Here is a 13,300-nt window from a genome sequence, read left to right as displayed (position 1 = left end):
GCCGGCCGACCAGTTGAAAAGGGCCCCTCGACCGCTGCCGGTCGAGGGGCCCTTCCGCTTGCGTCTCAGGCCTGCGCGGCCCGGATACGGCGCACCACGCGCCGTACGGTCGGGTTGCGGCGCAGCGACTCCGCGCGGACCGCGCTGCCGCCGGGCAGGCGCAGGCTGGTCAGGCGGCGCTTCTTGAAGTACTGCGGGTACTCGTCGAGGTGGACGGCGAGCCAGGCGGTCACCTCGTCGCGCATCGCGTGGTGCTTCAGGGCCTGCATGCAGTAGCCGACGGCCCGCACCAGCGGCGCCAACTGCTCGGCCAGGGCGCCCAGTTCGAGAGGCTGGCCGACCTTGTCCTTCTCGGCGTCCGGCAGGATCGCGTCGATCACGGTGAGCGGGATGCGGTTGCTGTTCTCGTACGGCGTGATGCGTTCGAGGAGCAGTCCGGTGCCGACGCGGGCGACGGGGATGTCGTAGAGGGCGGCGGCCGTCATCAGGGCCGTGGAGAAGCAGCCGATGACCAACTGCGGGCGCAGGTGGGCGAACACCGTCTCGGCGAGGACCGGCTCGCGCAACACCGTGAGGCGGACGCCGAGTTGGTCGGCGGTCTGCTCAAGTGACGTGCTGTAGACGGCCGGTGCGCTGGGGTGGGGCTTGAACAGGACGTCCTGGTGGCCCGCCTTCGCCGCGGCGCGCAGCATGCGGACGTGCAGCTGCTCCTCCTCGTCCTGGGTGATCAGGTCGATGGCGGAGAGGTACTGGCCGAGCATCACGGCCGTGGGCCGGTTCTCCTGGGGCAGCCGGTCGGCGAGGATCGAGGCGCCCTCCTCACCGATCTGCGCGAGGACGTCGACGATCGCCTCGTTCGGGATGGGCTGCGGCTCGACCCCGTACTCGGACAGCAGCATCGGCCGCAGCCCGGGTATCAGGTCGAGGTGCAGCACGCGCGCGATGCGGCTGTTCAGGTTGTGCGGGATGCGGTTGCGGGTGGGGCCGTAGCTCATCAGGCCGTCCGCGTACACGTGCACCGGGCTGTCGGCGAAGATGTCGGCGACCGCGCGGGAGGGGTTGGCCTGGATGGACTCGCAGGCGATCTCCACGTCCTCGTCACCGAGGTTCCAGGCGAGGCGTACGGCCTTCTCCCACAGGGCGGTGTCCTGGGCCCGCGGGGACCAACCGGCCGGGTGGAAGGGGGAGATGAACTCGTTCCACGAGCGCACCTCGTCGAACTCGGGGCGCAGCTTCTCGAAGCCGGGCATCTTGTCCAGCGGGGTGCCGACCTCGGGCACGGCGGCCGTGTTGCTGACCACCAGGATGCGGCGATGGGCCGTGCGCGGGCCGAAGAAGCCGGCGCGGATCGCGGCGGTGACGGTCGCGGCGGCGTACTGCGTGGCCGAGAAGAAGATCTGTGTCGTGCCGCTCATGCCGCGACTCCCTTCATGCCACCGCGGATGCGCCGCAGCGTGTGCACGCGTTCCTCGCCCATGCCGACGAGCGCTTCGTTGAGTTCGGTCTCCGTCATCCGGCCGAGCGCCTCGGCGGCCATCTGCCGCAGCTTGGCGTGCACGCTGCGCTCGAACCGGCCCCGGTCCAGGAGCTGGTGGGCGATGACGACGCAGTAGTTGCGCAGCGCCTTCTTCCTCAGTTTCGCGGCTTCCGGGTCGTCGGCCAGTTCGGCGAGGACCAGGTCGAAGGAGCGGAAGAAGTCCAGCTGGCGGGCGTCGCCGATCTGGGTCAGCGAACCGGCCAGGCCCCGGCGGTAGAAGACCCCGCGCAGGCTGGCGGCGACGTAGGACTCGGCCTTGCGGTGCAGTTCCCAGATCCAGGGGCGGTCCTCGGCGGTGCGCAGGCCGTCGTGGAAGCGCAGCAGGCCCCGGTCGAGGAGGCGGCGGTGGTAGATGCCGGCCCAGGCGTACGGGTAGTCGACCATCGTCGTGTCGTCGACGGGGAGGATCGAGCTGCGCGGGTCGAGCGGGGTGTGCCTGCGGCCCTCGGGAGAACGCTGGATGGCCCGCTCGACGCCGGTGACGGTGACGTGGTCGGTGCGCACGAAGTCGACGTCGAAGCGCTCGATGACGTCCACCAGGTCGGCCAGATAGCCGGGCGCGAGCCAGTCGTCGCCGTCGAGGAATGTGAGGTAGCGGCCTTCGGCCTCGTCGATCCCGGTGTTGCGGGCGGTGGCCAGACCGCCGTTCTTCTCGTGCCGGATGACCCTGCTGTTCGGGAGCCGCTTCGTCAGCTCCAGGAGAGCCTCATAGGTCTTGTCCTTGGTCGAGCGGTCCTCGACGAACAGGAACTCGAACTCGTCCCGCGCGTTGTTGATCAGGCTGGTCACCGTTTCCGGGACATAGGCCTCGATGTTGTAGCAAGGGACGATCACGGACAGTGTTGGGGGGCGGTTGGTCACGCGTACACCTGGGCTCTCTCCGGGGCGGATTCTTGTGACCGTAGGAGATGTTCGAGCCCGGATATCAACCCTGCCGGGGCCAACAGGTGAACGCGAAGTTACGGGCCGCCCTCCATTTACAAATACCCACTCCAGCACACATCCCGAACGCCCGCTCGACGATCCAACGTTCGAATGAACGTCGGATCGACCCGGGGGTCGCGTGATCAGAACGGTATTCCGGAGCGAGGACCTGCCACCGGCCGAACGACTGGCCGCCTTCGACACCTTCCTGCACACCTGCGACCCTCCGATGCGCGTGACGAGCGCGGCACCGGGACGGTTCCGGGCCACGGCCCGCACCCGCGACCTCGGCCCCGTCCACATCCAGGAGCTGACCTGCTCCCCGTCCGTCCTCCGCCGCACGACCCGCCTGATCCACCGCTCCGACCCCGCCGTGTGCACGGTGGTCTTCCCCCTATCGGGCACCCTCACGGTCTCCCAGACGGGCCACGAGGCCCTCCTGCACGGCCAGGACCTCACCTTCTACGACAGCTCCCGCCCCCTCCGGCTGCGGATCACCGGCCCGGAACCCGCGACCCTCCTGCGGGTCCACGTCCCCTGGACGCTGCTGCCGCTCCCGGCCCGCCGCGCCGACCGCCTGCTCGGGACCCGATTACCGGCCCGGGAGGGACTGGGCGCCCTGCTCACCCACTTCCTCACCGACCTGGCCGCCGAGACGCGCGCCTACCCGGCCGCCGACGAGACCCGAGTGAGCGCGGTCGCCCTGGACCTGCTGGCGGCGACCCTCACCCATCACCTCGACGGCCCGCCCGAACCTCCTGAGCCCGAGTTGCCCGCGCGGATCGAGTCCTACGTCCTGGAGCACGTGGCCGACCCCGAACTGACCCCGCGCACGGTGGCCGCCGCCCACCACATCTCCGTCAGCTATCTGCATCAGCTGTTCCGGGCCGGCGGGACCACGGTCACCGCGCTGATCCGCCGCGGCCGCCTGGAACGGGCCCGCAGCGACCTCGCCGACCGGCACCTGCGGGAGACCCCGGTGCACCGCATCGCCGCCCGCTGGGGCTTCAGGGACCACTCCGCCTTCACCCGGGCGTTCCGCACGGCCTACGGCGTACCGCCGCGGGAGTACCGCGAGACCCGTACCGAATGACCAGAGACCCAGGGGGAGTTCATGACCGGACGACTCGTCAGACTAGGTGAGATGCCGGTGTGGTCGGCGGCCTTCCAACCGCTGGAACTACGCCGTGACGCCCGCTCCACCCGGAGGACCGGCGCGGACCGCTACCGCCTCGCGCTCCTCCTGGAGGGGGAGGCGTTCATCACCTGCGGCCGACGCGAAACGCGCCTGCGCGCGGGCGACTTCTACTGCGACGACGGCCTGCGGCCGCACGAGATCCGCACCGGCCCGGTCAGAGCCGTCGGCGTCGTCGTACCGGAGGCGCTGCTGCCGTTGCCCCGGGACAGCGCCCACCGGGTGCTCGGCCACCGCATCCCGGGCCGGGACCGCGTGGCCCCGCTGCTCGCCCGCTTCCTCACCCAGATCATGGAACACACCGGCGCCTACCGCCCCGCCGACGGACCCCGGCTGGGCACGGTCCTGAGCAGCCTGGTCGCCGCCCTGCTGGCCCGCGCCGCCGAACCCGACCCCTGCCCGCCGCTGGGACCCCGGGCCCCACTGACCCCGCTCATCATGGCGTTCATCCAACAGCGCCTGGACGACCCGGAGTTGACACCGCAGAGCATCGCCGCCGCGCACGGCATCTCGCTCAGCTATCTGCACCGGCTCTTCGAGGACGAGAGCGAGACCGTCGCGGCGTTCGTCCGCCGCAGGCGCCTGGAGCGCGCCCGCTTCGACCTCGCCGACCCGGCCCAGGCCGCCACCCCCGTGCACGCCGTCGCGGCCCGCTGGGGCTTCACCCGCGCCACCGACTTCGCGCGCGCCTTCCGCGCCGCGTACGGGCTGGCGCCGGGCGACTTCCGCAAGTACTCCCACGGTTTCCGTGGACGCATTGCCACATGAGTGTGCTCTGTGCGCCAACGCCCCAACTGCCCCTTCCCGGCAGGCTGTTGATCAGGACGACCGCTCCACTTCCAACTCTCCGAAAGAGGTTGCAGTGAAGAAACTCCGTCTTGCCGCAGTCAGCGCCGTGGGCGCTCTCGCCGCGAGCGCCGGGCTGATGTTCCCGGCCACGGCCCAAGCGGCGCCCACCTACTGGCAGTTCCAGAACGCCGGGTTCGGGACGTGTCTGACGGCCGGGGACACCGGGACGGCGTTCGCCACGTCGTGCGTCGGGAGCAATCGCCAGCAGTGGGACTTCGTCGGCGCTTCCGGCAGCTTCGCGCAGGTCAGGAACCGCGAGACCGGCACCTGCCTGACGACCGACAACAAGACGACCGTCAACGCCGTCTGGATGAGCACCTGCAACGGCGCCAGCGGCCAGTGGTGGTGGTACCAGGGCGACAGCGGGCACTTCTTCGACGACCTCGGCTCGGCCGGCGAGGGGTACCTGAGGACGAGCACCGTCAAGGACGCGGTCTACGCGACCGACAACAACCAGTCGACGATTCCTTCCTCGTACTACGTCTGGTACGGCACTCACAACTGACCCTCACCTGACCCCGGACCACACCTCCACACCCGCCACGACTACGGCCAGCCCTTCCTCGAAGTGCCGGCCGTAGTCCTCGAAGATCTCCGCGCCCGCCGCTGCCGACAGAGGGAAGTCGGCCAGCAGGCGGGCGCGTTCGTGTACGTCGTAGCCCTCGCGGCGCTCGTCCGGCAGCGGCTGGACGCCCTGCTCCTCGGTGACGAAACCGATCGTGTAGAGGTACGACGTCGAGGTCGCGCGGACCGCCTGGGCGAGGGTGAAGCCGGCCTCGGTGAACAGGCGCAGGGTGCGTTCCATCTCCACGGCGTGCGGGGTGCCGGTGAAGCGGGAGCCGCTGAAGACCTTGGCGCCGTCGCGGTAGCCGAGCAGCGCGTCGCGCAGTCCGCGGTTGGACTTCAGCAGCCGCTCCTGCCAGGTGTCCTCGGGTGCGAGCGGGGCGTCGGCGACCATCCGCCGGTACATCTCCGTCGCCATCTCGTCGAGCAGCGCCTGTTTGTCCTTGAAGTGCCAGTACAGGGCGGGCGCCTTGACGTCCAGCTCCTTGGCGATGGCGCGCAGGGTCAGCCCGTCGAGACCGACCTCGTTCAGCAGTCTCAGGGCCGTGTCCGCCACGCGCTTGCGGTCGAGGGGGGTGCGTCGCTCCGTACTCACGCTTGACAACTTAACACCGTTAAGGCCACTCTCGGAACCAGCCGCACTTAACAGCGTTAAGGAGACTGGATCATGACCGAGCACGGAAACCTGACCGAGCACGTGGACGTACTGATCGTGGGCGCGGGCCCCACCGGACTCGCCCTCGGCATCGACCTGGCCCGGCGCGGGGTGGACGCGCTGGTCGTGGAGCGCGGCGAGGGGCTGTCCCCCGGCTCGCGCGGCAAGGGCATCCAGCCGCGCACGATGGAGGTCTTCGACGACCTCGGCGTCCTGGACGCGATCCTCGCGGCGGGCGGCGACTACCCGGTCGGGATGATCTGGCAGGACGGCGAGCGGGTCGCCGAGCAGAACATGTTCGACCCGGCCGAGACGAACGAGGACTCGCCGTACGGCGCCCCGTGGATGGTGCCGCAGTGGCGCACCCAGGAGATCCTGCGGGCCCGGCTCGACGAGCTGGGCGGCCGGGTGTCCTTCGGCCGCGAGGTCACCGGGCTCACCCAGGACGAGGACGGTGTGACGGTCGCGTTCGCGTCCGGCGCCCCCGTCCGCGCCCGGTACGCGGTGGCCGCGGACGGCGGCCGCTCGGTGATCCGGCGCGGGCTCGGCATCGGCATGACCGGCGAGACCGTCGACCCGAACCCGATCCTGGTCGCGGACACCCGTATCACCGGCCTGGACCGCGACAACTGGCACATCTTCCCGCCGCGGGGCGACGAGGGTTTCCTCGCGGTCTGCCCGCTGGCCGGGACGGAGGACTTCCAGGTGGTCGCCCAGCTCCTGGACGACAGCACGCCCGACCTCTCCCTCGACGGCGTACGGAAGATCGTCGCCGCCCGCTCGCACCTCGCCCCCGAGGACGTCACCGAGCTCCGCTGGGCCTCGGACTTCCGGCCCCGGGCGGCCCTCGCGGACCGCTTCCAGCAGGGTCGGGTCTTCCTGGCCGGGGACGCGGCGCACGTGCACTCGCCGGCCGGCGGCCAGGGCCTCAACACCAGCGTCCAGGACGCCTACAACCTGGGCTGGAAGCTGGGCGCGGTGCTGCGCGGCGAGGCCCCCGCGAGCCTGCTCGACACCTACGAGGAGGAGCGGCTCCCCAACGCCGCCGAGATGCTCGGCCTGTCCACCCAGGTCCACCGGGGCGAGGCCCGCCGCGGCGAGGCGACCCGCCAACTGGGCATCGGCTACCCGGAGTCGACCCTCACGACGGAGACCCGGGCACCGGGAGAGGGGATCCGCGCCGGCGACCGCGCCCCGAACCGGACCGTCGCGGGCGTACGCCTCCTCGACGCCTTCCGGGGCCCGCACTGGACCCTGCTCGCGCTGGGCACGAAGGCACCGGCGATCGGCGACGGCGACGCCGTGCGCGTCGTAGAAGGCCTGGCGGCCGAGACGTACGGCACGGGCCTCTTCCTGGTCCGCCCCGACGGCTACGTCGGCTGGGCGGGCGACACGGACAGCGGCCTGGCGGAGTACACGGAACGCTTCGGCCTGAACCGCTAGTTACACGGAGCTGGCCAGTGACAGCTTCAGCGCGAAGCCCAGGAACAGCGCCCCCGCAGCCGAGGTGGCCCCCGCCGCGAGCCGCCTGCGACGGCGGAAGGCCGTCGCCAGCCGGGTCCCGCTGAAGATCAGGGCAGTGAGGTAGAGGAAGCTCGCCAGCTGCGCGAAGGCGCCGAGCACGACGAACGACAGCGCGGGGTAGGCGTACCCCGGGTCGACGAACTGCACGAAGAAGGCGACGAAGAACAGGATCGCCTTCGGGTTGAACAGGCTCACGACGAAGGCACGGCGGTAAGGCCGCTCCTCGGCCGCCTCCGCGGCGGGAGCCGGTTCCATGGCCGCCCGCTCCTTGCGGCTCCGCCACATCGCCCACGCGGCCCGCAGCATCCCGAACGCCAGCCAGGTCAGATACCCGGCCCCCGCGTACTTCACGATCCCGAACAGCACGGCGTTGGCCTGCAACAACGAGGCGACCCCGGCCGCGGAGAGCGTCATCAGCACGGTGTCCCCGCACCAGACACCGGCGGCAGCCGTGTACCCGGCCCGGACACCGCGCCGGGCGGCGACCGAGAGGACGTACAGCGAGTTGGGCCCGGGCAGCAGAACGATCAGGACGAGGCCGGCCAGGTAGGTGGGGAGGTCTATGACACCGAACATGAGAACGAGTGTCGCATGCGCCGGACGCCGTTCGCGGTCTGTCATCCGGGGGTACGTCTCCGGGGTACGAAGCCGGTGAGACGACGGGGGTCCGCGATGCGTACTACGGGTATGGGGAGGCGTACTACGGGTAGGGCGAGAGCGATCGCCGCCGCAGTGGCCCTGTCGGCGCTGGTGGCGATGTGCGGTTGCACGGTGCAGGGCACCGGCGCGGACGGTGGGCACCATCTGCCCGTCCGCATCAAGCTTCCCGGCAGTAGTAGCAGTAGCGGCACCGGTGACGGGAAATCCTCCGCCTCCCCGAGCACCGGCCGCGCCGCGAACGTCCTGTGGTCGCGCGGCGACAGCGGTGGTGACGTGCGCGAACTGCAGGCGCGGCTACGGCAGGTCGACTGGCTCTTCGACGGGCCGACCGGGACCTACGACGAGCTCACCGAGCAGGCCGTCGCGGGTTTCCAGGGCAAGCGCGGGCTGCCGAAGACGGGCCAGACCGACACCGACACCTGGCAACGGCTGCTGAGGATGACGCACGAGCCGGGCAAGTGGGACCTGTACCTGATGGGCGGCCAGCCGGCCGGCGCGCCCGACCCGCGCTGTCTCACCGGCCGGGTCCTGTGCATCGACAAGACGAGCCGGACCCTGCGCTGGATGATCGACGGGCGGACGGTGTCGACGATGTCGGTGCGGTTCGGCGCGCAGTACACCCCGACCCGCGACGGTGTGTTCCAGGTCTACTGGAAGGCCCGGAACTGGGTGTCCACGCTCTACCACTCCCCCATGCCGTACGCGATGTTCTTCAGCGGCGGCCAGGCGGTGCACTACTCGTACGACTTCTCGATGCGGGGTTACGCGGGCGGCTCGCACGGCTGCGTCAACGTACGGGACGAGGCGGCGATCGCGAGTCTCTTCGCCCAGGTGCGGACCGGCGACAAGGTCGTCGTCTACCGGTAGGTGTATGGGGCGCGGGCGGGACCGGGGGAACGTGTCCCACCCGCGCCGTGTGCACGAGCCGTAGGTACGGGGGGAACCCCGGCTCTGTGCGTTGGCCGATGACCAGTCGGCTCACTCAGTACTGCGCCACGGCGGCCGGAAATGTCACACCCGCCGCGAAGAAATTTCCACGAGCCACGAAAGTGCAGGTCAGCGGCGTGCGATCGGTTCAGAGCACGCTGTACGTCGGGCTCGGCGACGGGGTCTGCCGGGTGTCGGTGGTGTGCGACGGAGCCGGGGTGGACGGCGGCTGGCGCCGGGCGAGCGGGGTGAAGACCGTGGGGCCGGAGGTGGAGGCGCCGTTGTTCTGGTAACCGCCGCCGCTGCCACCGCCGTTGCCGCCACCACCGCTGCCGCTGCCGCCGCCCGGGGCGATCGGGGCTATGTTCCCGCCGCCGCCCTGACCGCCGGCCTGCTCGTCCGAACCGTTCTGGTCGCCGCCCTGACCGCCGACGTTCTGCCCGTCGCTGTCCCCGCTGCCGCTTCCGTCGCTGCTGCCCTTGCCGCCGGCGTTCTTGTCGTCCGTGTCGGTTCCGGTGCCGGTGTGCTGGAGGAGGCCCTTGCAGTACGTCCACACGTGGGACGTACCGCCCGCCGCGCCCTCCAGGGTCCGCTTGCGGCCGGGGGCCAGGGGCTTGCCGTCGCGCACGGCACGGCAGGACGAGGTGACGCCCTTCCACCAGCCGCCCGAGCCGAAGGACTTGTCGTCACCGGTACCGGCGGATGGCGTGGGGTTGGTGCCGCTGCCGGCCGCCTCGCCGGAGGAGTCGTCGGAGCCGCCGCCCGCCGTGGGCGTGCCCGGGCCGCCGGTGCCGCTCGGCGAGGGCGAGACGAGCGTGCGGTCGGACGGCGTCACGGCGGCGGAGATGGAGGAGGCGGGCGTCGGGTCGTCGTAGAACGGTGTCGGAAGGGCTCCCGTGCCGACGGCGGCCGCGACTCCGCCGAGCATGCCGACGGCGAGCGCCGCGGTCAGGCCGACCCGTACGGGTCTTCCCCAGCGCGGCCCCGGGACGGTCGCGGCGGGCCGCCCGAGCCGGACGAGACCGGCGTCGGAGGACGGCCCGCGGCCGCGCCGTGCGAGGGCGGCCCGTTCGACGTCATTGCCGGTGCGCGCCGCTCTGAAGGCGGCCAACGCGGCTTCCTCGCCCGGGAGTTCGACCTTGGTCTGCGCGGGTTCCACGGACAGCGCGCCGAGGGTCCTGGCGAGCCGCTCGGCCTGTTCGCGGGCGCCCGGATCGACGGCTTCCAGGGGCTCGCCGCGCAGCAGCAGCTCGGCGGTCTCACGGTCCAGCCATCGGCCGGGGGTCCGGGGGCGGTCCCCCGGAAAAGCACAGCGCTCGTCGGCCATCACATGTCCTTCTGCGTCCGCGCGCGCGTATGCGTCACAGTGGCGGACGTCACCGCGCGGTCGCGCGGTTCTCGCTGGGGCGGCAGGGCGTCGAGGGCCGCGGCCGATTCCGGGTCGCCGCCGAGCAGTTCCGCCAGTCGTTTCAGCCCGCGGTGCGCGGCCGTGCGGACGGCGCCGGGCCGCTTGCCGAGGGTCTCCGCGGCGGTCTTGGCGTCGAGGCCCATGACCACCCGCAGGACGACGGCCTCGGCCTGGTCCTGCGGGAGCTGGGCGATGAGGGAGAGGGTGTTGTCGGTGGCCAGGGCCTCCATGGCCTCGCCGGCGGTGTCGGAGTCGGCGGCGCGGCCGGTGAGTTCGGTCTCGTCGCCGCCTATCGCGGGGCGGCGGCCGCGCATCCGTATGTGGTCCAGGGCGCGGTTGCGGGCGATCCGGGCCGCCCAGCCGCGGAACCGGTCCGCGTCCCCGCTGAACCGGTCCAGGTCACGGGCGATCTGCAGCCAGGCCTCGGACGCGACGTCCTCGGAGTCCGGATCGCCGACCAGCGTCCGTACGTATCCGAGCAACCGTGGGTGCACCGTGCGGTACACAGTCCGGAACGCGGTCTCGTCCCCGTCCTGTGCCGCAAGCACCGCGGCGGTCAGCTCCGCGTCGTCCCCCAGCACGTGGTCCCTCGAATTTTGTTGGTCGCGTCCGCCCTCCGGCGCGAAAGGCACGTTACGACCTGAAACTGTTCCTCGTCCATGTCCGTACAAGATGCAACTACGTGGTTCGGGCTCCCGGTGTGACAGAAAACGCACTCCCGGCGCTGTAAAAAGTACGGGCCGCCGCGCGGCCCGTACAGCGCGACGGCCGGGGCCTCTCCTGTGGGGGGTGGCGGCTCCGGCCGTCTCCGCGGTGTCTCTCCGACCCGCGACGAAGCGCGACATCCTTACAGGGCACCGCTGCCCCTCGGCCGCCAGTCGTCCTGACTCCGCGTCGGCGCCGCCTGGACCCCCGCGTCCCGCGCCGCCCTGAACGCGGCCACCGCCCGCCGCTCGGCCTCGCCGTCCACATCACCCTCGCGGAGAGCCGCGCCCAGCAGGCCAGGGAGGCCGGGCAGGCCCGTGTCGCGTTCAGCCATGTCCGTCTCCATCCCTTTCCGCCACACCCAGTTCGCGCGCCAGCCGCCTCAACCCCCGATAGGCGGCCGTACGCACCGCCCCCGGCCGCTTGCCCAACACCCGGGCGGCGGCGGGCCCGTCGAGCCCCACGACCACCCGCAGCAGCACAGCCTCGGCCTGGTCCTGCGGCAACCCCCGCACCAGCCCGAGCGCGTACTCCGTGGAGAGGGACTCCAGCGCCTGGTCGTGGGTGCTGTGCGGGCCCGGCAGTTCGAGTACGTCCTGTTCGAGCGCCGCCGGTCTCGGACGTACCCGCTGTCTGCGCAGATGGTCGAGCGCCCGGTGCCGGGCGATGGTCGCCGTCCAGCCGCGGAAGCCCGCCCCGTCGCCGCGGAACCGACCCAGGTCGCGGGCGATCTCCAGCCACGCGTCGGACGCCACGTCCTCGGCGTCGTCGCCGACGAGGCCGCGCAGATACCCGAGCAGCCCGGGCTGCACGATCCGGTACGCGACCGCGAAAGCGCCGTCGTCGCCCTCCTGGGCCCGCGCGACGGCCGCGCCCAGTTCCCCGTCGTACGCGTGCCCGCGCCGGGGCTCGCCTGTCTGGCCCAAGGACTGTCCTCGTCCGTACCGAGTGCGCGAAGAATCCGTACGGGCACGGCGGTCCTCCTCGGTGATCCCCCCTCGGCGATCCCCCGCACCCCCCATCGCCATCAGCGCCGCACCTCACAGAAACGTCACAGCCCGCGGCCCGCCCGGCACATCTCCGGCCCGCCGACGGGGCACGGTCCCTCTGGCCCCGGCGTACGTCCGCCCGTGGCGTCCCCGCGAACGAAGGAGACCCATGTCCGACCTCCGTATCGGTGTCCTCGGCTACGGCCTGCGCGGCAGCCTCGCCCGCGTCGCCCACCGCCCCGGCGCGGGCTCCCGCGTCACCGCCCTCGCGGACCCCGACCCGGCGGCCCGCCAACAGGCGACAGAGGACCTCCCGGGTGTCTCAACAACCGCCGACCATCGGGGAGTTGTCACGTCCCCCCACGTCGACGCGATCCTCGTCCTCACCCCCGACCACACCCACGCCGACCTCGCCTGCGAGGCGCTGCGCGCGGGCAAGCCGGTCCTCGTCGAGAAGCCGCTCGACATCACCGTCGAACGCTGCGACCACGTCCTGCGGACAGCCCACGAGACCGGCACCCGCCTCTACGTCGGCCACAACATGCGCCACATGCCGGTGATCCGCCTGATGCGGGACCTGATCGAGGGCGGCGCGGTCGGCACCGTGAAGACGGTGTGGGTACGGCACTTCGTCGGCTACGGAGGTGACTGGTACTTCAAGGACTGGCACGCCGAACGCCGTTACAGCACAGGCCTGTTGCTGCAGAAGGCCGCGCACGACCTCGACGTGGTGCACTGGCTGGCCGGCGGCTACACCCGCCAAGTGCAGGCGTTCGGCGACCTGTTGGTCTACGGCGGCCTTCCGCACCGGCGCGCGCCCGGCGAGCCGAAGACCGCCGACTGGTACACCGAGGACGGACACTGGCCGCCGCACACCCAGCGGGCGCTCAACCCGGTCATCGACGTCGAGGACGTGTCGCTGGTCAACATGCGCCTGGACAACGGGGTGTTGGCCGCCTACCAGCAGTGTCACTTCACCCCCGACTACTGGCGCAACTACACCGTCATCGGCGACGCGGGGAGACTGGAGAACTTCGGCGACGGGCCCGGCGCGGTGGTGAAGGTCTGGAACAGCCGCCGCTCGGAATACCGGGAGCACGCCGACGCCGAGTACCGCGTCCCGAACACCGGGCAGGACGGCGAACACGGTGGCGCCGACCCGCTGTTGATCGACGAGTTCCTGCGCTTCGTACGGCACGGCGGGCGCACCGACACCTCGCCCGTCGCCGCGCGGATGGCGGTGGCCGCGGGGTCCGGGGCCACCGAGTCACTGCGGGACGGCGGCACCCCGCGCGAGGTGCCGCCCCTCGATCCGGAACTCGTCGCCTACTTCGAGCGGGGTCAAGTACGGGCGCAGTAGGGC

General features: G+C 71.6%; 14 protein-coding genes. 6 read left to right on the top strand and 8 right to left on the bottom strand.

Going from position 1 to position 13,300, the window contains the following annotated elements:
- Window positions 1–65: 65 nt before the first annotated feature.
- The gene (locus OG496_RS34915; protein WP_405973735.1) at window positions 66–1,415 is read right to left on the bottom strand and encodes a polysialyltransferase family glycosyltransferase; all 1,350 of its coding nucleotides are present in this window, start codon (window positions 1,413–1,415) and stop codon (window positions 66–68) included.
- Window positions 1,412–2,398 (bottom strand): glycosyltransferase family 2 protein, encoded by a 987-nt coding sequence (locus OG496_RS34910; RefSeq protein WP_366489352.1) that lies wholly within the window; start codon window positions 2,396–2,398, stop codon window positions 1,412–1,414. Before OG496_RS34910 ends, OG496_RS34915 begins: the two co-directional genes overlap by 4 nt.
- A gap of 202 nt (window positions 2,399–2,600) precedes the next feature.
- Here OG496_RS34910 and OG496_RS34905 point away from each other — a divergent pair, with 202 nt between their 5' ends.
- The 3 genes from OG496_RS34905 to OG496_RS34895 all read left to right on the top strand — a co-directional run bounded on the left by OG496_RS34905 (window position 2,601) and on the right by OG496_RS34895 (window position 5,010).
- Window positions 2,601–3,554 carry a helix-turn-helix domain-containing protein gene (locus OG496_RS34905; RefSeq protein WP_405973734.1) on the top strand — a complete coding sequence of 318 codons (954 nt, stop codon included), beginning with the start codon at window positions 2,601–2,603 and terminating at the stop codon, window positions 3,552–3,554.
- A 21-nt stretch (window positions 3,555–3,575) separates the two neighbouring features.
- Complete coding sequence (locus tag OG496_RS34900) at window positions 3,576–4,424, top strand: helix-turn-helix domain-containing protein (RefSeq protein WP_405973733.1); 849 nt, start codon at window positions 3,576–3,578, stop codon at window positions 4,422–4,424.
- Window positions 4,425–4,518: 94 nt separating this feature from the next.
- Entirely contained in the window at window positions 4,519–5,010 is a 492-nt protein-coding gene (locus tag OG496_RS34895; protein WP_366489348.1) for an RICIN domain-containing protein, read from the top strand.
- 3 nt (window positions 5,011–5,013) lie between these two features.
- Here OG496_RS34895 and OG496_RS34890 read toward each other — a convergent pair whose 3' ends face one another.
- Window positions 5,014–5,664: a TetR/AcrR family transcriptional regulator C-terminal domain-containing protein gene (locus OG496_RS34890; RefSeq protein ID WP_405973732.1), complete on the bottom strand. Its 651-nt coding sequence runs from the start codon at window positions 5,662–5,664 to the stop codon at window positions 5,014–5,016.
- A gap of 72 nt (window positions 5,665–5,736) precedes the next feature.
- Here OG496_RS34890 and OG496_RS34885 point away from each other — a divergent pair, with 72 nt between their 5' ends.
- On the top strand, window positions 5,737–7,167 hold the full coding sequence (locus OG496_RS34885; RefSeq protein ID WP_405973731.1) for an FAD-dependent oxidoreductase: 1,431 nt from the start codon (window positions 5,737–5,739) through the stop codon (window positions 7,165–7,167).
- Here the strand turns inward: OG496_RS34885 and leuE are convergent, their stop codons facing one another.
- Window positions 7,168–7,824, bottom strand: coding sequence for a leucine efflux protein LeuE (leuE, locus tag OG496_RS34880; protein ID WP_366489343.1), 657 nt, complete (start codon window positions 7,822–7,824; stop codon window positions 7,168–7,170).
- A gap of 96 nt (window positions 7,825–7,920) precedes the next feature.
- Between leuE and OG496_RS34875 the strand changes: the two genes are divergently transcribed.
- Entirely contained in the window at window positions 7,921–8,775 is an 855-nt protein-coding gene (locus tag OG496_RS34875) for a L,D-transpeptidase family protein (RefSeq protein WP_405973730.1), read from the top strand.
- Window positions 8,776–8,983: 208 nt separating this feature from the next.
- Here OG496_RS34875 and OG496_RS34870 read toward each other — a convergent pair whose 3' ends face one another.
- From OG496_RS34870 to OG496_RS34855, 4 genes are all read right to left on the bottom strand, one after another.
- The gene (locus tag OG496_RS34870; RefSeq protein ID WP_405973729.1) at window positions 8,984–10,162 is read right to left on the bottom strand and encodes a hypothetical protein; all 1,179 of its coding nucleotides are present in this window, start codon (window positions 10,160–10,162) and stop codon (window positions 8,984–8,986) included.
- Complete coding sequence (locus OG496_RS34865) at window positions 10,162–10,824, bottom strand: RNA polymerase sigma factor (protein WP_405973728.1); 663 nt, start codon at window positions 10,822–10,824, stop codon at window positions 10,162–10,164. Before OG496_RS34865 ends, OG496_RS34870 begins: the two co-directional genes overlap by 1 nt.
- A 266-nt stretch (window positions 10,825–11,090) precedes the next feature.
- Window positions 11,091–11,282, bottom strand: a complete 192-nt coding sequence (locus OG496_RS34860; RefSeq protein WP_405973727.1) for a hypothetical protein — start codon at window positions 11,280–11,282, stop codon at window positions 11,091–11,093.
- Window positions 11,275–11,874, bottom strand: a complete 600-nt coding sequence (locus tag OG496_RS34855) for an RNA polymerase sigma factor (protein WP_366489335.1) — start codon at window positions 11,872–11,874, stop codon at window positions 11,275–11,277. The genes OG496_RS34860 and OG496_RS34855 overlap by 8 nt, the downstream gene beginning before the upstream one ends.
- Window positions 11,875–12,106: 232 nt before the next feature.
- On the opposite strand from OG496_RS34855, the gene OG496_RS34850 reads away from it, so the two are divergent.
- On the top strand, window positions 12,107–13,297 hold the full coding sequence (locus tag OG496_RS34850; protein ID WP_405973726.1) for a Gfo/Idh/MocA family protein: 1,191 nt from the start codon (window positions 12,107–12,109) through the stop codon (window positions 13,295–13,297).
- Window positions 13,298–13,300: the final 3 nt, after the last annotated feature.

Origin of the sequence: Streptomyces sp. NBC_00988 (assembly GCF_045162645.1) — a bacterium.
Taxonomy (GTDB): domain Bacteria; phylum Actinomycetota; class Actinomycetes; order Streptomycetales; family Streptomycetaceae; genus Streptomyces.
Note: the sequence above shows the minus strand (reverse complement) of the source record. Positions and strands in the feature narration are given on the sequence as shown.